Raw genomic sequence first — 21,518 nt, forward strand, 5'->3', positions numbered from 1 at the left:
GCATGAAGCCGGTACGCCTGGGGGATCTGTCGGTGGGTTTCGTGCACACCCTGGCCGATGCCGTCCACAGCCACGGCCTGGATCCGCAACCCTTGTTGCTGCAATACGGCCTGGACCCGGCACGCCTGGCCGAAGCAGGTGCGCGCTTGTCGATCCCGCGCTATATGCGCCTGGGCCATGCGGCGATTCAACTGACCGGCGATCCAGGCCTGGGCCTGCGCATGGGTCAGCTCAGTCGCCTGAGCCAGGCCGGGCTCGCCGGTGTCACCGCCGCCCAGGCACCGACCGTACGCGAAGCCGCGCGCACGCTGACGCGCTTCGAACCACTGTATGGTTCCAACTACCGTGGGCAATCGAGCTTTCATGAAGACGCCGAAGGCGCCTGGCTCAGGTTTTATTCCATCAGCCCCTACAATGCCTATAACCGCTTCGTGGTGGACTCGATCATCGCCGGCTGGCTGCATCAACTGTCGAGCCTGGCGCAACAGCCGGTGCAGGCCCAACGCATCGAAATCGAATTCCAGGCCCCCGAATACAGCCATCTGTATGCCGTGCTGGGGGACACGCCGGTGCAGTTCGGCGCCGACAGCAATCAACTGCGCCTGACCCAGGCCACCCTGGCCCTGCGCAACCCGCAGCACTGCCCGAGCACGTGGCACCTGTTGTTACAGCTGTGTGAAAGGGAACTGGAGCAACTGACCCGCACCCGCAGCCTGCGCGAGCGCATTACTCGTCTGCTGGGGCCAATGCTCAATGGTGGCCGGGAACCCGACCTGGAAGAAGTGGCGGCACGCTTGAAGCTACCCACCTGGACCCTGCGCCGCAAACTGGCCGACGAAGGCACGCAATTTCGCGCGATTCTCAACGATACTCGCCGCGATCTGGCCATGACCTACATTCGCGACACGGAACTGGCCTTTGGCGAGATCGCTTACTTGCTCGGATTTGCCTCGGCCCAAGCCTTCCAGCGCGCCTTCAGGCGCTGGAACAACCAGACCCCAGGCGAATTTCGCCGCAGTCAGCGGCATTCCGCCTGAAGTCGGGCTTACAGCTCGGTGGCATCGTCGACCGGATCCAACGGGTCGAGCTCGAATGCCTGGTACTCCAACAGTTCTTCCTGGTAATCGTCCATGGTGGACTCCTTTTTGAGTTAAACGCGCCAGCGCAATTAATGACCAGCCCAACCAGCCTAAAGTGCCGTCATGACGAAAAAATGTCGGCGCCGTGACGTTCCTGCACTTGAAAATTAAACGCGTCAGCGGCGGACTGATTTAGTCGGGAGACCGAGGCACTATTGCAATCATTGCAATTGCAATCAAAAGGCAAGTTCCATTAGGGTAGGCAAATCTTTCGCCAGGAGCCACGCCCCCATGCCCGCCTCTAACGAACACGCCGCGCAGCTGTGCATCGATGCACTTGACACCTGCGCAGACTCGCCCAGCTCGCCGCTGTACACGGTCATGAGCATGGCCGGCACGCTGGAATCCAGCCGCCAGGCCTGGGTGATTCGCGGCCAGTCGCGCAGTCGGCGCCCGGGTAACTGGCCTACCTGGTTTGCGCGCAATACCGGGGAGAAACCGCTGCTCTACCTGCACAGCGCCACATCGTCGGCCCAATTGTGCGCATTGTCAGACCAGACGGCTCAGCGCGGTATTTTGTGCAATGACAGCGAAACCCATCCATCTCCTTGGCCAAAGGGTGCGCAACCGTCGCTGCCATTATGGCTGGCGAACCATCCACGCTGTACGCCCTATGACCCTGCCTCGGGCGAAGAGGCACGGGCCGTCGTGCTGGCCGGATTGCGTACGCTGTACGTGGATGGCCAGCCGGGCTTTTATTACCTGGCGCTGCATGATCAGCACAGCACCCTCGCACCGCAGGCGCTGGACCGCGAGGGTGCGATCAAGGGCATGTATCCAGTCCGGCGACCTGCCGGCGTGGCAAACGTGCGCTTGCTGGGTGCCGGTCGAGCCTTGGAAGAGGTCATACAGGCCGCGCAGTTGCTGGAGCAGCAATGGGGTATCACAGCGCACGTATGGAGTTGCCCCAGTTACACCCGACTGGCGCGCGAGGCGGCGGCCGCTGAGCGCTGGAACCGCCTGCATCCATGCGCGCCCAGACGCAGCAGCCATCTGCGCGACTGCCTGGCGGGGAGCCGAACACCGGTGATTGCCGTCACCGGCTACCCACAAGTGGTTGTCGACCAGTTGGCCGCCCATGTGGACACACGCTTCGTGGCGCTGGGCGCGGGCTCGGTGCAGCCAGCCGCGCCGAACCGCTACTGGATTGCAGTGCTGGCCTTAAAAGCCCTGGCCGATGAAGGGCATTTCGATACACAAAGACTGGAAGGTGCCCTGCAGAGGTATGACCTGAAATGACCTGGCCACGGTTCATCACATTGACGTCTTGCGCCGACTACGGGTCTGCACGCCGGCCCCCATCGCCAACCCCGCCGTACGCTCGAGTGCATCGGCAAAGGCCTGGCGATGCTCAGGCTCAATCTGCGACAGGAACAGCTCATCCACGGTGCTTTCGTAGATTTTCCACATTTTTTTGCGCAGCGTACGGCCTGCTTCGGTGATCGAGGCAAACGCCGCGCGGCCGTCACCGTCGGAACGCGAGCGCACCACCAGACCGTCCTTTTCCAGGCGGTCGACCAAACGCGTGAGGTTGTAGCGCTCAATGGCCAGCACATCGGCCAATTCATGCATACGGCGCGTGCCTTCAGGACCGCTTTCCAGGCCCCACAACGCGTCGTACCAGGCATACGGCGGCAGCTGCGCCTCGCTCAACCGGCGCTCGATCTCACGGATGACCGTCCTGTGGGCCCTGACAAAACGGAACCAGACATCAGGCTCTTTCGACGACATGCAACACCATCCGGGGAATTTCAAGAAGGTTGCAATAGTAGCTCATCCCGAGCTAAATTCCGGCATGTAGTTGCAATTGCAACCATATCGCAGCCCGCCCACAAGGCGCTCGCCGCCCGGAATCCGCCTACCCTGGAGTCTCATATGAACCCGAATAACGCAGCATCCCTGGACCATGATCCGCAGGAAACCCGCGAGTGGCTGGATTCCATCGAATCGGTGCTGTCTGCCGAAGGCCGCCCTCGCGCCCATTACCTGATCGACCAGCTGCTGGATTTCGACGTCGCGCGCCACGGCGACTTTTACGGGCGGGTGACCACCCCTTACGTCAACACCATTGCCACCGAACGCGAACTGCCCTACCCCGGTGACCTGGACATTGAACGTCGGACCAATGCGTTTATTCGCTGGAATGCCATGGCGATGGTATTGCGTGCCGGCAAACACTCAGGCGTGGGTGGGCATATCGCGACCTATGCGTCAGCCGCGGTGCTGTACGACGTAGGCTTCGAGCATTTCTTCCGTGGCCGAACCGACACCTTCGACGGCGACCTGGTGTACATCCAGGGCCACTCCTCCCCTGGCATCTACGGCCGCGCGTATCTGGAAGGCCGCCTCGACGAAGCCCAGCTGGATAACTTTCGCCGCGAAGCCGGTGGCGAAGGGCTGTCTTCCTACCCTCACCCACGGCTGATGCCGGACTTCTGGCAATTCCCTACGGTGTCCATGGGCCTGGGTCCGATCACGGCTGCTTACCAGGCGCGCTTCATGCGTTACCTGGAGTATCGCGGCCTCAAGCAACACCAGGGTCGCAAGGTATGGGCGTTCCTCGGTGATGGCGAGATGGACCAGCCGGAATCCCTGGCCGCCATCTCCCTGGCCGGTCGCGAGAAACTCGACAACCTGATCTTCGTCGTCAACTGCAACCTGCAGCGCCTGGACGGCCCGGTGCGCGGTAATGCCAAGGTGATCCAGGAGTTCGAGAGTGTGTACCGCGCCGCCGGCTGGAACGTGATCAAGGTGATCTGGGGCGGTGGCTGGGACGCGCTGCTGGAAAAGGACCAGAGCGGCCTGCTGCGCCAGCGCATGATGGAATGCGTGGACGGCGATTATCAGAATTACAAATCCCAGAATGGCGCCTATGTGCGCGAGCATTTCTTCGGCAAATACCCGGAGTTGCTCGCACTGGTTGCGCACATGTCCGACGACGATATCTGGAAACTCTCACGGGGCGGCCATGACCCGCTCAAGGTCTACAACGCCTACGCCGCCGCAGTGCGCCACAAGGGCCAACCCACGGTGATCCTGGCCAAGACCGTCAAGGGCTTCGGCATGGGCGAAGCGGGCGAAGGCCAGAACATCAATCATCAATTGAAGAAGATGGGCGCCGACGCGGTAAAAGCCTTCCGCGACCGCTTCGGGCTGGAAGTGGACGATGACCTGCTCGACGAAATTCCTTACCTCAAGCCGGCGGCCGACAGCACAGAAGCCCGCTATTTCAATGCCCGGCGCCAGGCGCTGGGCGGGTATGTGCCGGCCCGGCACACTGACGTTGCCCCGTTGACTGTCCCGCCCCTGTCCGCATTCGCCACTCAACTCAAGGACACCGGCGAGCGCGCCATATCCACCACCATGGCGTTTGTACGCATCCTCGGCACGCTGCTCAAGGACCCGCATCTGGGCAAGCTGATCGTCCCCATCGTGCCGGACGAGTCGCGCACCTTCGGCATGGAGAGCCTGTTCCGGCAGATCGGCATCCATTCCGCCGTCGGCCAGCTTTACACCCCCCAGGACGCCGGGCAACTGAGCTACTACAAAGAGAGCAAGGACGGACAGATCATGCAGGAAGGCCTGAATGAATCGGGTGCCATTTCCTCATGGATCGCGGCAAGTACGTCCTACAGCAACCACGGCCTGACGACGGTACCGTTCTATATTTTCTACTCGATGTTCGGCTTTCAGCGCGTCGGCGACCTGGCCTGGGCGGCAGGTGATGCGCGAGCCCGCGGATTTCTGCTGGGTGCCACGGCCGGGCGCACCACCCTGATGGGTGAAGGGTTGCAGCATGACGACGGGCACAGCCATATCCTGGCGTCGGTGATTCCGTGCTGCGTGGCCTACGATCCAACCTTTTCCTACGAGCTGGCGGTGATTATTCGCGAGGGCATGCGGCGCATGTATGTTGAACAGGAAGACATTTACTACTACATCACCCTGCTCAACGAGAACTACCCGCACCCGGCCATGCCCGAAGGCGTGGAGGATGGGATTCTCAAGGGCATGTATCCGCTGAGCTCACACCCGGATGCCAGGGTGCAGTTGATGGGCAGTGGTTCGATCCTGCGCGAAGTCATCGCTGCAGCGGCACTGCTCCAGGAAGACTTCGCTGTAAACAGCGATGTGTGGAGCGTCACCAGCCTGACCGAGTTGCGCCGTAACGGCCATGCTGTAGAGCGCTGGAACTTGCTGCATCCGGAAAGCGAGCCACGCCTGAGCTACGTGGAAAACTGCCTGGCGGGTAGAACCGGGCCAGTAGTGGTCACCACGGACTATATGAAATTATTCGCTGATCAGATTCGCCCCTTCGTACACGGCCGCCGCTTTGTGGCACTGGGAACCGATGGTTTCGGGCAGTCGGATACCCGGGAAGCGTTGCGCGAGTTTTTTGAAGTGGACCGCCACTTCATCGTGCTGGCGGCGCTGAAGGCACTGGCGGATGACGGTGTGATCGGTCGGGACAAACTCACAGAGGCTATCAACCGCTACGGGATCAACGTCGACAAGACTGACCCCGTAACGGTCTGAGTCACTGGACCGGCGTTGGCAGGGCAGGAATTGCCTCTGTCGGCGCCGGCAGGCTGGGGTTGGTCGGCGCGGGGGCGGACTCAATAGCCGGTGTCTCTGGTGTCTCTGGTGTCTCTGGTGTCGCTTGCGGTGCTGGCTGTACGCCAGGCGCGATGGGTGCAGCCTCGGGTGGTGGCGCCAGTGGCTGCGCAGCAGCTGGGGTTGCCGGCGTCTCCTGCGGTGTCCCAAGCTTCTCGGCGGCCGGCGCGGCTTTCGGTTCCGGTATGCCAAGCTCATCCTTGGGCTTCTCGGGTATATGCGCCGCCTGCTTCACTTCCTGGGGCAGGAACACATCGACCAAGGCAAAGTAACGCTCATAGAACTTGGGCGCCGAGACGGTCTCGCTCGCCACCTTGACCATCGAGTCATCGGTGGAGCCGATGGGCATCGACACCGAACCCAGCACCCCGACCCCCAGACTTGCGGAGTTGTTGACCTTCTTCAGCGCATAGCGGTCCTGCAAGGCGTTGGCAAACATCGTCGAGTGATTGCTGCCTTTGCCATCAGCGGCACACACCACGTTGAAGCTGATCTGCAGGTGGGTCTCGCCGGTCTGCTGGAAACTCTTGTTACCCGCCACCAGCTTGGGGTCACTGCTGGTGATGATATAGCCCTGGCTCAGCAGCGCACGACGCGCCGCTTCACAGGCCGCCACATCGCTCACCGGGTAGTCGCGGGAAAACGTACCGGAGTCGTCGAAATTCTCATGTTCGTAGATAGCGGTCTTGGGTGACGAGCAGCCCGCCGCGCCCGCCAGCACCAGCGCCAACCCGAGGTTTCGCAAGTGAAATGATGTCGACATCGAAAATCCTGAGAAAAACAGTCCGGGCGGTATTGTGCAACAGAACGAGGTGTTGGCGCGCGCATTCCTGTCGGTAAAACGTCACAGACTTTTGTAATAGCAGCGCTGCGGACTATGACAAGTTTGTTTACAACTTATTCCGCAACTTCCTATCATCGCATTGGGTGCGTTGCTGCATACGGCACAGCGCAGGTTAAATGATGAGCATTGGTCGGGCCGCCAATGGAGACTTGTCGTGCCTGATAAACAGCCTGCCATTCCTCGCCCCCAGCGTTTGACCGAGGGCGCCCTGTCTGCCCTTGAACGCTTTTCACACATTGAGGCCGTCAGCGGCATCGTCCTGCTGCTGGCCGCCATCGTGGCCTTGATCTGGGCCAACAGCCCGGCGGCCGACACCTATGAGCACTTCTGGAATACGCCGTTGACCCTTGGATTGGGCGACTACAGCGTGTCGCGCTCCCTGCACTTTCTGGTCAATGACGGCCTGATGACCATCTTCTTTCTGGTGGTGGGCGCCGAGATCCGTCAGGAAATAAAGGACGGTGCGCTCGCCAACCTGAAGCTGGCCACCCTGCCGCTGGGTGCTGCGCTGGGCGGCGTACTGATGCCGGCGATCATCTACACCCTGCTCAACCACGGCACCGCCGCCGCCAGTGGCTGGGCCGTGCCCACCGCGACAGACATCGCCTTTGCCGTCGGCGTGCTGGCCCTGTTGGGCAAGTCGATTCCCAGTGGCGTGCGCATTTTGCTGCTGGCCCTGGCAATCATCGATGACATCATGGCGATCCTGATCATTGCCGTGTTCTTCACCGCCAGCCTCGATTACATGGGGCTGGTGATTGCCGCGGCCGGGCTGGCGCTGGTGCTGGTTTTCCAGCGCATGGGCATCGGCAAGGCCGTAATCTACCTGCTGCCCGGAGCAATCGTGTGGTTCGGCCTGCTCAAGACCGGCGTTCACCCGACCCTCGCCGGCGTGATTCTGGGGCTGATGACGCCGGTCAATTCCAAACCCGCCACCGAGCGCCCGCTGGACACCATCGGCCGTACGTTCGACGAATTGATGGAGCGCTTCTCCCGGGCGCCTGAAGACCCTCGACACGTTGCCCAGCCACTCAAGCAACTGCGCCAGGCACAGCGCGAGCTGTTACCGCCCGTGCAGCGGGTGCAATCGGCGTTGCACCCGTGGGTGGCGTTCGGCGTGATGCCGCTGTTCGCACTGGCCAACGCCGGTGTAAGCCTGAGCGGCTTCAACCTGGACGATCCCCTGCCCCACGGCGTGTTCATAGGCGTTATCTTTGCTCTGGTGCTGGGCAAACCCCTGGGGGTGATGCTGGCGAGTGTCGCGCTGGTCAAGCTCAACCTGTGCAAGCTGCCGGACGGCGTGACCTGGGCAGGTGTCGCTCTGGTGGGTCTGCTGGCGGGGATCGGTTTCACCATGTCGATCTTTATCTCGTCCCTGGCGTTCTCCGACCCGGCTTTGCTGTCGGCGGCAAAACTGAGCGTGTTGACAGCCTCGACCCTGGCCGCAGTCATCGGGCTGACCTGGGGCAAACTCAAGTTCTCGGGCAAGAAGACGTAAGAATCCCAAGCTGATCGTTCCCACGCCGTGGGAACGATCAAGCTACAGGCTTTAACACGCGCAAAAAAAGACCCCGGCCTTTTCAGGACGGGGTCTTTTTATTCAAGCCAACATCAGAACTTCTTGATGTCTGCCTGGGTTTCCAGCTGCTTGCGATACGCCGCGAAGTCCTGCTGGCCGATACGGGAAGCGAGGAAGCGGCGGTATTGCGCCTTTTCTTCGTCCGTAGGGGCTGCCGCTTCGTTGACGCCGTTCAAGCGCACGATCATCAGGCTACCGTCGCGCAGAGTGACGGTGGTGAAGGTCGGCTTGTCCTTGGCCGCAGGCTTGGGCATACGGAACAGCGCCTGCAGCACGGCAGGGTCGACGCCTTCCTGGGCACGGGTGGCAGCTTCAGTCACCTTCCATGCCTGGCCGTCAATCGGCTGGTCCAGTGCGGTCTTGCCATCACGCAGGCTGGCGATCAACTCGTCGGCATGGGTTTTGGCGGCAGCGCTCGCACGCTCCTTGGTCATCTGCGTGCGGATCGCCGCCTCAACCTTTTCCAGCGGCAACTGGGCAGGCTTGAGGTGTTCTTTGGCGCGCAGCACGATGATGGTTTCCGGGTCCAGCTCGATGGCGCTGCTGTTGGCACCCTCATCCAGCACTTCCGGACTGAACGCAGCGGTGACCACGGCACGGTTGGCCGCGACGCCTTCGCCGCCTTCACGGCCGAACGGCGCCGAGGTGTGTACGGTCAGTTTCAGATCGGACGCCGGCTGGGCCAGGTCGGACGCTTCGAATGCCGCATCTTCCAACTGCTTGGTCGCTTCGACAAAGCGCTGTTCAACCTGCTGGGTCTTGAGCTCGCGGGTCAGCTTGTCTTTCAGGCTGGCGAACGTCGGCACCTCTGGCGCTTCAACGCCCAACAGCTTGATCAAGTGCCAACCGAAGGCGCTACGCACCGGTGCGGACACCTGGTCCTGCTTCAAGCCATACAGCGCCGTTTCGAAGTCCGGATCGTAGACGCCGGGACCGGCAAAGCCCAGATCGCCGCCGTTGTTGGCCGAGCCCGGATCCTGGGAGAACTCCTTGGCCAGGGCGTCAAACTGTTCGCCCTTGGCCAGGCGCGCCTGGATGTCTTCGATCTTGGCCTTGGCTTGCGCCTCGGTGACCTTGTCGTTGACCTCAATCAGAATGTGCGCGGCACGACGCTGTTCGGCGAGGTTGGCGGTTTCTTTCTCGTAGGCGGCCTGCAGCTCATCGTCCTTGACGGTGACCTGGTCGAAGAAAGACGACTTCTTCAGTTCCAGGTAGTCGATGACGACCTGGTCCGGGGTCATGAACTCCTTGGCGTGCTGGTCGTAGTAGGCCTTGACTTCGTCGTCGGTGAGTTTCACCGCCGCCGGGTCAGCCTTGATGTTGACGGTGGCGAAATCGCGGGTCTGTTTTTCCAGACGAGCAAATGCCAGTACCTCGGCATCGGTCACGAAACCACTGCCGGCGATGCCTGCGCGTACCTGGCCGATCAGCATTTCCTGGGTCATCATCTGACGGAATTGCAGGCGGCTGTAGCCCAGTTGACGGATCACCTGGTCAAAGCGCTCGGCGTTGAACTGGCCATCCACCTGGAACTCGGGCGTCTGCAGGATCACCTGGTCCAAAGCCGCTTCCGAGAAGCCGAACTTGGAATCTGCGGCGCCTTGCAGCAGCAGCTTGCGATCGATCAGGCCCTTGAGCGCAGCGTCGCGCAGCAGTTTTTCGTCCAACAGGGAAGCATCGAAATCCTTGCCCAGTTGTTGCATCAGCTGGCGCCGTTGCATATCGACAGCCTGGCTCAATTCGGTCTGGGTGATTTCCTCACCGTTGACCTTGGCCACGTCCTGCTTGTTATTACCCGAGGCCTGGAAAATAGCCTCGATACCGGTAAAAGCCATCAATGCGACGATGATCCCGATAATGGTCTTGGCAATCCAGCCTTGTGAATTGTCCCTGATATTTTGCAGCATGCGTCCCCCAGAAACGGTTGAACATCAAAAATTGGCAACCGTGGAGCGTGGGTAGAATCCGGATAGAAGAAAGGCGCATCCGAGGATGCGCCTTCTCGTAACTGGCGGAGCGGACGGGGGTTTGAACTCTGACCCCCGGCGTGGCAACCCGATGGATATTCGGGCCAGCTACCGCTCCGCTGCCAGGCCAGACCTGCGTCCGACCCGGGTAAGCAAAGGCTTGATCGAAGCTTAGTTAACGGCTTCTTTCAGGGCTTTACCGGCTTTGAAACCTGGTTTCTTGGCAGCAGCGATTTGCAGTGCTTTGCCGGTCTGTGGGTTACGGCCAGTACGAGCTGGGCGGTCAGTCACAGAGAAAGTACCGAAGCCTACCAGTACCACGGAGTCGCCGGCCTTCAGAGCGCCAGTGACGGATTCGATTACTGCGTCCAGCGCACGGCCGGCAGCAGCTTTCGGGATATCAGCGGATGCAGCGATAGCATCAATCAGTTCCGACTTGTTCACTCTAAGTCCCCTTATATATCTATGAGTATGATTCTAAGTTTTTTGGTAAAAGCAAAAACCAGTGCTGGATGGCCTACAGACACTTAAGAGCCGCTTTATAACAAGGGCTCTAAAAAGCTGTCAAGGAAGCCCCCCAGGCTCCAACACTTTAATGCGTGCTAATTCTTTCCTTGGAATCCGACTCGCGTTTTTCGTCCTTCGCGACAATCTCCGGAGCCACATCCGGCAAGGGCTCCGGCGCGTATTGCAGCGCAATTTGCAGGACTTCGTCAATCCATTTAACCGGTTTGATCTGAAGATCCTGTTTAATATTGTCAGGAATTTCCTTCAGGTCGCGGACATTCTCTTCGGGAATGATCACGGTCTTGATTCCACCCCGGTGTGCGGCGAGTAATTTCTCTTTCAGGCCACCGATGGCCAATACCTGGCCGCGCAGGGTAATTTCACCGGTCATGGCCACATCGGCACGCACCGGAATGCCGGTCAATGCCGACACCAGGGCCGTGCACATGCCTACACCCGCGCTGGGGCCATCCTTCGGGGTCGCCCCTTCCGGCATATGGATATGGGTGTCGTGCTTCTGGTGGAAGTCCAGGGGGATACCCAGGCTCTTGGCGCGACTGCGCACCACGGTCTGCGCGGCGGTGATCGACTCGACCATCACATCGCCGAGGGAGCCGGTCTTGATCAACTGGCCCTTGCCCGGGATCACGGCCGCTTCGATGGTCAGCAACTCGCCGCCCACCTGGGTCCACGCCAGGCCGGTCACCTGCCCTACCTGATCCTGCTGCTCGGCCAGGCCGTAGCGGAATTTACGCACACCGAGGAAATGTTCCAGCGCATCGGCCGTCACCTTCACCAGGAAGCGTTTTTCCAGCGCATGTTCCTTGACTGCCTTGCGGCAGATCTTCGCGATCTGGCGTTCAAGGCCTCGTACACCGGCCTCGCGGGTGTAGTAGCGCACAATGTCTCGGATCGCTTCGACGTCAAACTCGATCTCGCCTTTCTTCAGGCCATTGGCCGCCGTCTGCTTGGGCGCGAGGTATTTGATCGCGATGTTGATCTTCTCGTCTTCGGTATAACCCGGCAGACGAATCACCTCCATCCGGTCCAGCAAGGCTGGTGGAATGTTCATGGAGTTGGACGTGCACAGGAACATCACGTCGGAAAGGTCGTAATCGACTTCCAGATAATGGTCGTTGAAGTTGTGGTTCTGCTCGGGATCGAGCACCTCCAGCAACGCCGAGGCCGGATCGCCACGCATATCACTGCCCATTTTGTCGATTTCATCGAGCAGGAACAGCGGGTTGCGCACGCCCACTTTGGTCATCTTTTGAATCAATCTTCCTGGCATCGAACCGATATAAGTCCGGCGATGGCCGCGGATTTCCGCTTCGTCACGCACACCGCCCAGGGCCATGCGCACGAATTTACGGTTGGTCGCGCTGGCAATCGATTCTGCCAGAGAGGTTTTACCCACCCCGGGAGGACCGACCAGGCACAACACAGGACCACGAATTTTCTTCACGCGCTTTTGCACGGCAAGGTATTCGAGGATCCGCTCCTTGACCTCTTCAAGGCCGTAGTGATCGGCATCGAGGATTTCCTCGGCGCGGGTCAGGTCCAGGCGCACCTTGGTCTGTGCTCTCCACGGCACCTGCACCAGCCAATCGATGTAGGAGCGAACCACGGTGGCTTCGGCCGACATCGGCGACATTTGCTTGAGCTTGTTCAGCTCGGCCGTCGCCTTGGTCAGCGCGTCCTTCGGCAGGCCGGCGGCATCGATACGCTTTTTCAGCTCCTCGATCTCGTTATGGCCTTCCTCGCCGTCGCCAAGCTCTTTCTGAATGGCCTTCATCTGCTCATTCAAGTAGTACTCGCGCTGGCTGCGCTCCATCTGTTTCTTCACGCGGCCACGGATGCGCTTCTCGACCTGCAGCAGGTCAATTTCGCCATCCAGCAATGCCAGCACATGCTCGACACGGGCCGACAGGTCGATGATTTCGAGGATGTCCTGCTTCTGCTCGATTTTCAGCGCCATGTGCGCAGCCATGGTGTCGACCAGGCGGCTCGGTTCATCAATGCTGTTGAGGGACGACAGGACTTCAGCCGGGACTTTCTTGCCCAGTTGCACATACTGTTCGAACTGCGAAAGCAGGCTGCGCACGAAGACTTCGGATTCACGCTCAGGCGCTTCGACTTCATCGATCAGCGCCACTTCGGCGCGAAGGTGGCCGTCCACCTCCATGAAACGCTCTACCGCGCCGCGCTGCTCGCCCTCCACCAGTACCTTGACGGTACCGTCGGGCAGCTTGAGCAATTGCAGCACAGTCGCCACGGTGCCGACGCGATACAGGGCGTCTTCGCCCGGATCATCATCAGCAGGATTCTTCTGGGCCAGCAGCAGGATCTGCTTGTCGCCCGTCATCGCGGCCTCGAGGGCTTCGATAGACTTCTCGCGCCCCACGAACAGCGGGATAACCATGTGCGGATAGACGACGACATCACGCAACGGCAGGAGAGGCAATTCGATGGTTGTCTTCATGATTTCGCCTCTATGACAGTTCAAAAATAAGCATGAAACCAAGATGGGGGTTGCATGCAAAAAAAACAAGCTCAATGCCAGCACTTAAACGCATGAATAAACGCGATTTAATCAGCCGTCACGCAAAAACACCCCAAAAAAAACAAGGGGCCCCAAAAGGCCCCTTGCTTGTACCGCCACTGCAAAGACGCTTACGCGTCAGGTGCAGCCTTGGCAGCCGGCTCACTGTTTTCATAGATATACAGTGGCTTGGACTTGCCTTCGATAACGCTTTCGTCGATCACCACTTTACTCACCTCGGACTGCGAGGGGATTTCGTACATGGTGTCGAGCAACACGCCTTCAAGAATCGAGCGCAGACCACGTGCACCGGTCTTGCGCTCCAGGGCGCGCTTGGCCACTGATTTGAGCGCGTCGGTACGGAACTCGAGGTCCACACCTTCCATCTCGAACAGCTTGGCGTACTGCTTGGTCAGGGCGTTTTTCGGCTCGGTGAGGATCTGAATCAACGCCGCCTCATCCAGCTCGTCCAGCGTCGCCAGGACCGGCAGACGACCGACAAATTCCGGGATCAGACCAAACTTGACCAGATCGTCAGGTTCGACTTCACGCAGGGACTCGCCCACCTTCTTGCCTTCTTCCTTGCTGCGCACTTCCGCGCCGAAACCGATGCCACCACGGGTGGAACGCTGCTGGATGACTTTTTCCAGCCCGGAGAACGCACCGCCACAGATAAACAGGATGTTACGCGTATCGACCTGCAGGAATTCCTGCTGCGGGTGCTTGCGGCCACCTTGCGGCGGCACCGAAGCGACCGTGCCTTCGATCAGCTTCAACAGGGCCTGCTGTACGCCTTCACCGGAAACATCCCGAGTGATCGACGGGTTGTCCGACTTGCGCGAAATCTTGTCGATTTCGTCGATGTAGACAATACCCATCTGGGCCTTTTCTACGTCGTAGTCGCACTTCTGCAGCAGTTTCTGAATGATGTTCTCGACATCTTCGCCCACGTAGCCCGCCTCGGTGAGGGTGGTGGCGTCGGCGATGGTGAACGGAACGTTCAGCAGGCGAGCGAGGGTTTCCGCAAGCAGGGTCTTACCCGAGCCTGTGGGGCCGATCAGCAGGATGTTGCTCTTGCCGAGTTCGACCTCGTCGCCTTTCTTGTCACGCTGGTTCAGGCGCTTGTAGTGGTTGTACACCGCTACGGCCAGAACCTTCTTTGCACGCTCCTGACCAATGACGTACTGGTCAAGGATGCCGCTGATTTCTTTCGGCGATGGGAGTTTGTGCGCACTGCTCTCGGCCTGGGCTTCCTGCACCTCCTCGCGGATGATGTCATTGCACAGGTCGACGCATTCGTCGCAGATAAACACCGAGGGGCCGGCAATCAATTTGCGTACTTCATGCTGGCTTTTGCCACAGAAGGAGCAATAGAGCAGCTTGCCGTTGTCCTCGCCGTTGCGGGTGTCAGTCATTCGTTCGATCCAAATCCGATAGGCTTGCAACACAAGATGAAGGCTTACGCGGGCTTTTTCAAGCCCGTCAGTGGTCGGACATGCCGACCAGCCCTATTTTGAGCGGCTTATATTAAGCGGGGCGCTTTTCGATCACTGCGTCGATCAACCCGTATTCACGGGCGGCTTCAGCACTCATGAAGTTATCACGGTTGGTATCACGCTCGATTTCTTCAAGGGTGTGCCCGCTATGCTTGGCCATCAGCGTGTTGAGACGCTCACGAATGAAGAGGATTTCCTTGGCATGGATTTCGATGTCCGATGCCTGACCCTGGAAACCGCCCAGTGGCTGGTGAATCATCACGCGTGAGTTAGGCAGGCAGTAGCGCTTGCCCTCGGCGCCGGCGGTCAGCAGGAATGCACCCATGCTGCAGGCCTGGCCAATGCAGGTAGTCGACACGTTTGGCTTGATGAACTGCATGGTGTCGTAGATCGACATGCCCGCCGTTACCGAACCGCCCGGCGAGTTGATGTAGAGATGGATGTCCTTGTCCGGGTTTTCCGCTTCAAGGAACAGCAGCTGCGCACAGATCAGGTTGGCCATGTAGTCCTCTACCGGGCCGACCAGAAAGATCACTCGCTCCTTGAGCAGGCGCGAGTAGATGTCGTAGGCGCGTTCGCCACGAGCGGACTGCTCGACAACCATCGGGACCAAGCCGCCTGCGGCCTGGATATCAGAGTTCTGCTGAATATAGGAATTACGGAACATGCTCTGCAGTTACTCCCAAATAGTCATGTCTTGAAAACGCATAAGCCAGCGCGAGGCTGGCTTATGGTTGAATTTCCAACGAGTTGGACAATCAGTCGGCTTGTGCTGCTTCTGCCGGTTTGACTGCTTCTTCGTAAGAGACCGCTTTATCGGTCACCTTAGCCTTCTGCAGAACAGTATCCACAACTTGTTCTTCAAGCACAACCGAACGTACTTCGTTCAGTTGCTGGTCGTTCTTGTAGTACCAAGCCACGACCTGCTCAGGCTCCTGGTACGCCGAGGCCATTTCCTGGATCATTTCGCGAACACGGTCTTCGTCCGGCTTGAGGTCGAACTGCTTGACCACTTCAGCCACGATCAGGCCCAGCACAACGCGACGCTTGGCTTGCTCTTCGAACAGCTCGGCCGGCAGCTGGTCAGGCTTGATGTTGCCACCAAACTGCTGAACCGCTTGTACGCGCAGGCGATCCACTTCGTTGGACAGCAGGGCCTTGGGCACTTCGATCGGGTTGGCGGCCAGCAGACCGTCCATGACCTGGTTCTTGACCTTGGACTTGATGGCCTGGCGCAGCTCGCGCTCCATGTTCTTGCGAACTTCGGTGCGGAAGCCTTCGATGCCGGTTTCCTTGATGCCGAATTGAGCGAAGAACTCTTCGTTCAGCTCTGGCAGCTTAGGCTCGGAAACGCTATTGACGGTCACGGTGAACTCGGCCGCTTTGCCGGCCAGGTCCAGGTTCTGGTAGTCGGCAGGGAATTCCAGGTTCAGAACGCGCTCTTCACCGGCCTTGGCGCCGACCAGACCGTCTTCGAAGCCCGGGATCATGCGGTTGGAGCCCAGCACCAGCTGAGTGCCCTTGGCGGAGCCGCCAGCGAATACTTCGCCGTCAACCTTGCCAACGAAATCGATGTTCAGCTGGTCTTCGTTCTGGGCGGCACGCTCGACCACTTCGAAACGGGTGTTCTGCTTGCGCAGGATTTCCAGCATGTTGTCCAGGTCCGAATCAGCGACGTCGGCGCTCAGGCGCTCGATTTCGATGCCTTCAAAACCGGCCACTTCAAATTCCGGGAAGACTTCGAAAGTCGCAACGTATTCCAGATCCTTGCCAGCTTCCAGGGACTTGGGTTCGATCGAAGGCGAGCCCGCCGGGTTCAGCTTCTGCTCGACAACGGCTTCGTAGAAGGAAGCCTGGATCACGTCACCTACAGCTTCCTGGCGCGCATCGGCACCAAAACGACGCTTGATTTCGCTCATCGGCACTTTGCCTGGACGGAAACCAGCGATCTTGGCCTTCTGGGCAGTCTGCTGCAGACGCTTGTTGACCGCAGTCTCGATACGCTCTGCCGGCACGGTGATGCTCAGGCGGCGCTCGAGAGCAGTAGTATTTTCAACAGAAACTTGCATGGATATTCCTCGTTGCACAGACATTAGCCGGCCATTTCCGACCCCAATCAAGGGCATGCATTCTAGTGGGTCGAACTCAAGAAGTCACCCTACTGAAAATACACCCGAAAACAGCCGGCAATTTATCGGTACGAAGGCACTGAAGTACCTCGCCCCGGTGACAAATACAGCCAATTGCGCCAGGGCTCTGCGCCACCCTTCCATATAAAGAAAGAGCAGCCATTCATCTCCCTGACGGCGCGCTCCGCGAACGGCGCGAGCAGGCAACGCGGCATCATCGAGATACACAAATGCGACGAAACGCGCTGCCGATGGGGCCCACTACCGCGACCGCCGAACTATCAAACCGCCAAAACCAAAAAAGGCGCCAGACTGTTAAATCTGGCGCCTTTCGAATATGGGGTGGACGAAGGGGATCGAACCCTCGACAACGGGAGTCACAATCCCGTGCTCTACCAACTGAGCTACGCCCACCATATTGCGTTAACAAAGAAACCAAACCACTTCTTTGTTGAACCCTTCCCTGCCTTTCGACGGGACCGAGCTTTATTTGGTGCGGATGAAGAGACTCGAACTCTTACGCCTCGCGGCGCTGGAACCTAAATCCAGTGTGTCTACCAATTCCACCACATCCGCGCTTGAAGCTCTTAAAGCAAAGGCGCCAGACGGTTAATCTGGCGCCTTTTCAAAATATGGGGTGGACGAAGGGGATCGAACCCTCGACAACGGGAGTCACAATCCCGTGCTCTACCAACTGAGCTACGCCCACCATATAGCGCTACTTGTGCCAAAGCTGCCTAATGGCGCACCCGGCAGGACTCGAACCTGCGACCATCCGCTTAGAAGGCGGATGCTCTATCCAGCTGAGCTACGGGCGCCTGATTAATCTGTACTCTTGGAGGATTACAAACTAAGTGTTTCCAGCCTTGCAGGACAACAATTCTGCTCGACTTTCTAACCAGTGCTAGGCTGTGCCCGACAAGTGCGACGAATAGTATAGAGCGACCTGAAACCCGTCAAATCTTTTTTGAAAAAAACTGATTTTATTTAAGGGCTTAGGCCAATTTGCAGACCAAGCGCCTTTGCCCTCGCGCCCTGGCATGCGAGAATGCGCGCACTTTTCTTCCCCCTCTCGATGGTTAATCACGCGTAATGACTGCACAACTTATCGACGGCAAATCAATCGCCGCCAGCCTGCGCCAGCAGATCGCCAAACGCGTCACCGAGCGTCGCCAGCAAGGCCTGCGCACGCCTGGCCTCGCGGTGATCCTGGTCGGCAGCGATCCTGCCTCTCAGGTTTATGTCTCGCACAAGCGTAAAGACTGTGAAGAGGTCGGCTTCATTTCCAAAGCCTACGACTTGCCTTCGGACACCACTCAACAGGCCCTGACCGACCTGATTGACAGCCTCAACGATGACCCGGACATGGACGGCATCCTGCTGCAGTTGCCGCTGCCCGAGCATCTGGACGCTTCCCAACTGCTGGAACGCATCCGCCCGGACAAAGACGTCGATGGTTTCCATCCTTACAACGTCGGTCGCCTGGCCCAGCGCATCCCGCTGCTGCGCCCCTGCACGCCCAAAGGCATTATGACCCTGCTGGAAAGCACCGGGGTTGATCTGTATGGCCTCGACGCAGTCGTGGTGGGCGCATCGAATATCGTCGGCCGCCCGATGGCCATGGAACTGCTGCTGGCCGGTTGCACCGTGACCGTCACCCATCGCTTCACCAAGGACCTCGCCGGCCACGTTGGCCGCGCCGATCTGGTCGTGGTCGCCGCCGGCAAGCCGGGCCTGGTAAAAGGTGAGTGGATCAAGGAAGGCGCCATCGTCATTGACGTGGGTATCAACCGCCAGGACGACGGCAAGCTGGTGGGCGACGTGGTCTACGAGACCGCCCTGCCCCGAGCCGGTTGGATCACGCCGGTTCCGGGCGGTGTTGGCCCGATGACCCGGGCGTGCCTGCTGGAAAATACCCTGTACGCCGCCGAAACCCTGCACAGCTAATAACCAGGCGTACTGAAAAAGCCCTGCCTTATCGCAGGGCTTTTTATTGCCCGAAGAAAAACTGTTTTTTCTTAGTTTTTAAGCACTTTCGTCTGGTTCTGGAAGAACATTCGACAGTTTCTGATCCATACTCCTAGAATGTAACGTCATTTTTCATAAAACCCGTGTCCACACGGTATTTCCTTACTTTTTAGCGAGTTCATCCGCGTGAAAATTCGTCTTTCTCTAGTCAGCCTGTTTTTTACTTTCACAGGCACCTTCGCCCACGCCGCCGAATCCACCCTGGCCCCGCGTGACGCTTCCAAACTGCAAATCGCGTCCGGCAGCGCCATGCTGGTGGATTTGCAGACCAACAAAGTCATCTACGCCAGCAATCCGGACGTGGTGGTGCCCATCGCTTCCGTCAGCAAGCTGATGACCGGCCTGATCGTGCTGGAAGCCAAGCAGAACATGGATGAATACATCGACATCAACATCACCGACACGCCGGAGATGAAAGGCGTGTTCTCTCGCGTGAAGATCGGTAGCCAGATGCCGCGCAAGGAAATGCTGCTGATCGCGTTGATGTCCTCGGAAAACCGCGCCGCCGCGAGCCTGGCCCACCATTACCCGGGCGGCTACGCGGCGTTCATTGCGGCGATGAACGCCAAGGCCAAGGCACTGGGCATGACCAGCACCCATTACGTGGAGCCCACCGGCCTGTCGATCCATAACGTGTCGACCGCCCGCGACCTGAGCAAGTTGCTGGCCTATGCGCGCAAATTCCCGATGTTGAGCCAGTTGAGCACCACCAAGGAAAAGACCGTGGCGTTCCGCAAGCCCAACTACACCCTGGGCTTCTCCAACACCGATCACCTGATCAATCGCGCCAACTGGGACATCAAGCTGACCAAGACCGGCTTTACCAACCAGGCCGGGCATTGCCTGGTGCTGGTCACGAGCATGGGTAACCGTCCGGTGTCGCTGGTGATCCTGGATGCCTTTGGCAAGTTCACCCACTTTGCCGATGCCAGCCGTATTCGCAGCTGGGTCGAGACCGGCAAGGGCGGCGCGGTGCCGGATGTGGCGTTGCGCTACAAGGCTGACAAGAATCTGAAGAACCGTGCGGGTGTGACGGAAGTGCGCCGCTGACTCACTCACAACAGAAATCAAATGTGGGAGGGGGCTTGCCCCCGATAGCAGTGTGTCACTCACAACATCAGTGACTGATCCACCGCCATCGGGGGCAAGCCCCCTCCCACATGGGTTACTTGTGTTCTGTCAGGACTTTTAGCGCCTGGGCCGCCGCCTGTTCCTGCCCGGCCTGCGCCGTAGCACTCGCCGCCTCCCGCCAACGCTGCGCATCCACATCCGCCGGCAACTGGCTTGGACGCTGGGTCAGGATCGCCCAATGGCCGGCGCTCTTCCACGCCGACTCAAAGTCACTGAAGCCCATCATCAATCGCCGCTCCCTGCCGGAACGCAGCAGCACCGTGCTCTTCTGCTGATTGAACCCCACCACCACGACATAGCGTGACCCGGACCAGAAGCTGGAGTTGATTCGCGCCATCACCGGATAACCGGCCGCCACCTGCGCCAACACAGCGGTGAGCCTGGCATCCAATGGATACACCATCAGCCCGTACTCACGCGCCAGCTTTTGCATGTTGCCTTCAAGGTCAGCCTCGGCGCCCGGCAGGCGCAGCGGCTTATCGAGCAGCCCCGGTGTCATGACAATGCCTTGTTGCGACAGCATGCTGGCCAGAGCCGTAGGACCGCTCTGATAAGCCTCGCTGCGAAAGGTCGGCACGCCGTTGAGTTCAACCCGCTCCGGCAGGCCGGGGAGTTTCGAAGGCTGGCTGGAACAGGCCGTCAGCCCCAGGGCACAGGCCAGCAGGAGGGTTGTTGTGAGGTTCGACCGTAGGCGCAATGTTTTGACTCTCTTGATCAACTGCCGGTGAGGGCCCCGATCATAGGATGCTCTTGGGCAGGGGTATAGCCTCAAGTGTCGATAAAACGCCCGCCTTAGAGCAAACACGTTGGACGGACACGACCATTGGTCAATAGCAGGCAACCGCCAGGTAGCTAGACTGTCCATTGAGAAGACTGTGTATACCCCGGACGGGGTGAAGGGAGGCCTGAATGAGCCTTGCAACGACGATTTTCCTGTTGATCTGCGGTTGGCTGGCGGTGGCCGCCGCCATGTTGTGGGGGGTCATGCGCGTGACTCGCCGGCATCATCACCCCCACGTCAAACCCGCTGCGCCGGCCAAGCCGAACAAGGCGACGGCGCATCATGCCTAGCCGGGCATGCAATTGAAGTCTTGCGTGGCGGCGACTTCCTTGCCGTGCCCATCCTTGAGCGCTGCGCGCACGGTAGTGCCCAGGCTCGACTCCTCCAGGGTGTAATGCTCACCCGCCTTGAAATGCTTGTACTCGACCCGGCCCTGGCAGTCCTGCTGGTTATCGTCGCCGGGCTCTTCCTCGAACAACGTCACGTCCAGGCGATGGTCCCCGGGGCTCACTTCAAAGTAGCGCCCGTCGTCCACGCGCTGGCCGTCGACGCGCTCGGCCAGAAGGTCATTCGGTGCTTCCTCCTTCAAGCCGATCCAGGCTTCACTCGGGTCGGCCTTGGGGATCGGGCCGGCACAGGCCGACAGCAATACAACAGCCGCAAGGGTGGGAATCAATAACAGGGTTTTCGGTGACATGGCAGGGCTCCAAAGCACATCAGTAAAAAAGCGTATCCGATGGCTGGCAAGCTTGAAGAGCCGC

Annotated in this window: 17 protein-coding genes and 4 tRNA genes; 7 read left to right on the forward strand and 14 right to left on the reverse strand. The window is 59.4% G+C overall.

Annotation, left to right across the window (positions count from 1 at the left end; translation table 11 throughout):
* Positions 1-2 precede the first annotated feature (2 nt).
* Both MRY17_RS15875 and MRY17_RS15880 read left to right on the forward strand, forming a co-directional pair.
* Entirely contained in the window at positions 3-1,037 is a 1,035-nt protein-coding gene (locus tag MRY17_RS15875; RefSeq protein ID WP_181282961.1) for an AraC family transcriptional regulator, read from the forward strand.
* A 333-nt stretch (positions 1,038-1,370) separates the two neighbouring features.
* Positions 1,371-2,378, forward strand: coding sequence for a transketolase-like TK C-terminal-containing protein (locus MRY17_RS15880; protein WP_243352462.1), 1,008 nt, complete (start codon positions 1,371-1,373; stop codon positions 2,376-2,378).
* Between the two features lie 15 nt (positions 2,379-2,393).
* On the opposite strand, the gene MRY17_RS15885 is transcribed toward MRY17_RS15880, so the two are convergent.
* Complete coding sequence (locus MRY17_RS15885; protein ID WP_181282963.1) at positions 2,394-2,870, reverse strand: MarR family winged helix-turn-helix transcriptional regulator; 477 nt, start codon at positions 2,868-2,870, stop codon at positions 2,394-2,396.
* 144 nt (positions 2,871-3,014) lie between these two features.
* Here MRY17_RS15885 and aceE point away from each other — a divergent pair, with 144 nt between their 5' ends.
* Positions 3,015-5,675, forward strand: a complete 2,661-nt coding sequence (aceE, locus tag MRY17_RS15890) for a pyruvate dehydrogenase (acetyl-transferring), homodimeric type (RefSeq protein ID WP_243352463.1) — start codon at positions 3,015-3,017, stop codon at positions 5,673-5,675.
* 1 nt (position 5,676) lies between these two features.
* Here aceE and MRY17_RS15895 read toward each other — a convergent pair whose 3' ends face one another.
* Entirely contained in the window at positions 5,677-6,516 is an 840-nt protein-coding gene (locus MRY17_RS15895; protein WP_243352464.1) for a DUF2242 domain-containing protein, read from the reverse strand.
* 235 nt (positions 6,517-6,751) lie between these two features.
* Between MRY17_RS15895 and nhaA the strand changes: the two genes are divergently transcribed.
* Positions 6,752-8,095: a Na+/H+ antiporter NhaA gene (nhaA, locus tag MRY17_RS15900; protein ID WP_243352465.1), complete on the forward strand. Its 1,344-nt coding sequence runs from the start codon at positions 6,752-6,754 to the stop codon at positions 8,093-8,095.
* A 113-nt stretch (positions 8,096-8,208) separates the two neighbouring features.
* On the opposite strand, the gene MRY17_RS15905 is transcribed toward nhaA, so the two are convergent.
* From MRY17_RS15905 to MRY17_RS15950, 10 genes are all read right to left on the reverse strand, one after another.
* Positions 8,209-10,083: a SurA N-terminal domain-containing protein gene (locus MRY17_RS15905; protein WP_181282967.1), complete on the reverse strand. Its 1,875-nt coding sequence runs from the start codon at positions 10,081-10,083 to the stop codon at positions 8,209-8,211.
* Between the two features lie 231 nt (positions 10,084-10,314).
* Positions 10,315-10,587 carry an HU family DNA-binding protein gene (locus tag MRY17_RS15910; RefSeq protein ID WP_003174819.1) on the reverse strand — a complete coding sequence of 91 codons (273 nt, stop codon included), beginning with the start codon at positions 10,585-10,587 and terminating at the stop codon, positions 10,315-10,317.
* A gap of 148 nt (positions 10,588-10,735) precedes the next feature.
* The gene (gene lon / locus MRY17_RS15915) at positions 10,736-13,132 is read right to left on the reverse strand and encodes an endopeptidase La (protein WP_191951948.1); all 2,397 of its coding nucleotides are present in this window, start codon (positions 13,130-13,132) and stop codon (positions 10,736-10,738) included.
* A 191-nt stretch (positions 13,133-13,323) separates the two neighbouring features.
* Positions 13,324-14,607, reverse strand: coding sequence for an ATP-dependent Clp protease ATP-binding subunit ClpX (gene clpX / locus MRY17_RS15920; protein ID WP_017136464.1), 1,284 nt, complete (start codon positions 14,605-14,607; stop codon positions 13,324-13,326).
* 112 nt (positions 14,608-14,719) lie between these two features.
* Entirely contained in the window at positions 14,720-15,355 is a 636-nt protein-coding gene (clpP, locus tag MRY17_RS15925) for an ATP-dependent Clp endopeptidase proteolytic subunit ClpP (RefSeq protein WP_003174822.1), read from the reverse strand.
* Positions 15,356-15,446: 91 nt separating this feature from the next.
* On the reverse strand, positions 15,447-16,757 hold the full coding sequence (tig, locus tag MRY17_RS15930; RefSeq protein WP_124358986.1) for a trigger factor: 1,311 nt from the start codon (positions 16,755-16,757) through the stop codon (positions 15,447-15,449).
* 398 nt (positions 16,758-17,155) lie between these two features.
* Positions 17,156-17,231 (reverse strand) — tRNA-His (locus MRY17_RS15935).
* Positions 17,232-17,308: 77 nt separating this feature from the next.
* Positions 17,309-17,393: transfer RNA gene (locus MRY17_RS15940), tRNA-Leu, on the reverse strand.
* Between the two features lie 57 nt (positions 17,394-17,450).
* A tRNA-His gene (locus MRY17_RS15945) sits at positions 17,451-17,526 on the reverse strand.
* A 32-nt stretch (positions 17,527-17,558) separates the two neighbouring features.
* Positions 17,559-17,635: transfer RNA gene (locus MRY17_RS15950), tRNA-Arg, on the reverse strand.
* Positions 17,636-17,909: 274 nt separating this feature from the next.
* On the opposite strand from MRY17_RS15950, the gene folD reads away from it, so the two are divergent.
* A complete protein-coding gene (folD, locus tag MRY17_RS15955; protein WP_181285154.1) occupies positions 17,910-18,764 on the forward strand; it encodes a bifunctional methylenetetrahydrofolate dehydrogenase/methenyltetrahydrofolate cyclohydrolase FolD in 855 nt (284 codons plus the stop codon).
* A gap of 207 nt (positions 18,765-18,971) precedes the next feature.
* Positions 18,972-19,895, forward strand: coding sequence for a D-alanyl-D-alanine endopeptidase (gene pbpG / locus MRY17_RS15960; protein WP_243352466.1), 924 nt, complete (start codon positions 18,972-18,974; stop codon positions 19,893-19,895).
* 115 nt (positions 19,896-20,010) lie between these two features.
* Here pbpG and MRY17_RS15965 read toward each other — a convergent pair whose 3' ends face one another.
* Positions 20,011-20,673: a peptidase C39 family protein gene (locus tag MRY17_RS15965; protein ID WP_191951950.1), complete on the reverse strand. Its 663-nt coding sequence runs from the start codon at positions 20,671-20,673 to the stop codon at positions 20,011-20,013.
* Between the two features lie 212 nt (positions 20,674-20,885).
* Between MRY17_RS15965 and MRY17_RS15970 the strand changes: the two genes are divergently transcribed.
* A complete protein-coding gene (locus tag MRY17_RS15970; RefSeq protein ID WP_164485100.1) occupies positions 20,886-21,047 on the forward strand; it encodes a hypothetical protein in 162 nt (53 codons plus the stop codon).
* On the opposite strand, the gene MRY17_RS15975 is transcribed toward MRY17_RS15970, so the two are convergent.
* Complete coding sequence (locus MRY17_RS15975) at positions 21,044-21,454, reverse strand: hypothetical protein (protein ID WP_181285152.1); 411 nt, start codon at positions 21,452-21,454, stop codon at positions 21,044-21,046. The two genes, MRY17_RS15970 and MRY17_RS15975, sit on opposite strands and share 4 nt — an antisense overlap.
* Positions 21,455-21,518 lie beyond the last annotated feature (64 nt).

Source organism: Pseudomonas orientalis, from assembly GCF_022807995.1.
GTDB classification, from domain to species: domain Bacteria; phylum Pseudomonadota; class Gammaproteobacteria; order Pseudomonadales; family Pseudomonadaceae; genus Aquipseudomonas; species Aquipseudomonas orientalis_B.

Coding starts and splice junctions, on each gene's coding strand:
- MRY17_RS15875 (WP_181282961.1), top strand. CDS start 3: ATGAAGCCGGTACGCCTGGGGGATCTGTCGGTGGGTTTCGTGCACACC.
- MRY17_RS15880 (WP_243352462.1), top strand. CDS start 1,371: ATGCCCGCCTCTAACGAACACGCCGCGCAGCTGTGCATCGATGCACTT.
- MRY17_RS15885 (WP_181282963.1), bottom strand. CDS start 2,870: ATGTCGTCGAAAGAGCCTGATGTCTGGTTCCGTTTTGTCAGGGCCCAC.
- aceE (WP_243352463.1), top strand. CDS start 3,015: ATGAACCCGAATAACGCAGCATCCCTGGACCATGATCCGCAGGAAACC.
- MRY17_RS15895 (WP_243352464.1), bottom strand. CDS start 6,516: ATGTCGACATCATTTCACTTGCGAAACCTCGGGTTGGCGCTGGTGCTG.
- MRY17_RS15905 (WP_181282967.1), bottom strand. CDS start 10,083: ATGCTGCAAAATATCAGGGACAATTCACAAGGCTGGATTGCCAAGACC.
- lon (WP_191951948.1), bottom strand. CDS start 13,132: ATGAAGACAACCATCGAATTGCCTCTCCTGCCGTTGCGTGATGTCGTC.
- clpX (WP_017136464.1), bottom strand. CDS start 14,607: ATGACTGACACCCGCAACGGCGAGGACAACGGCAAGCTGCTCTATTGC.
- clpP (WP_003174822.1), bottom strand. CDS start 15,355: ATGTTCCGTAATTCCTATATTCAGCAGAACTCTGATATCCAGGCCGCA.
- tig (WP_124358986.1), bottom strand. CDS start 16,757: ATGCAAGTTTCTGTTGAAAATACTACTGCTCTCGAGCGCCGCCTGAGC.
- folD (WP_181285154.1), top strand. CDS start 17,910: ATGACTGCACAACTTATCGACGGCAAATCAATCGCCGCCAGCCTGCGC.
- MRY17_RS15970 (WP_164485100.1), top strand. CDS start 20,886: ATGAGCCTTGCAACGACGATTTTCCTGTTGATCTGCGGTTGGCTGGCG.
- MRY17_RS15975 (WP_181285152.1), bottom strand. CDS start 21,454: ATGTCACCGAAAACCCTGTTATTGATTCCCACCCTTGCGGCTGTTGTA.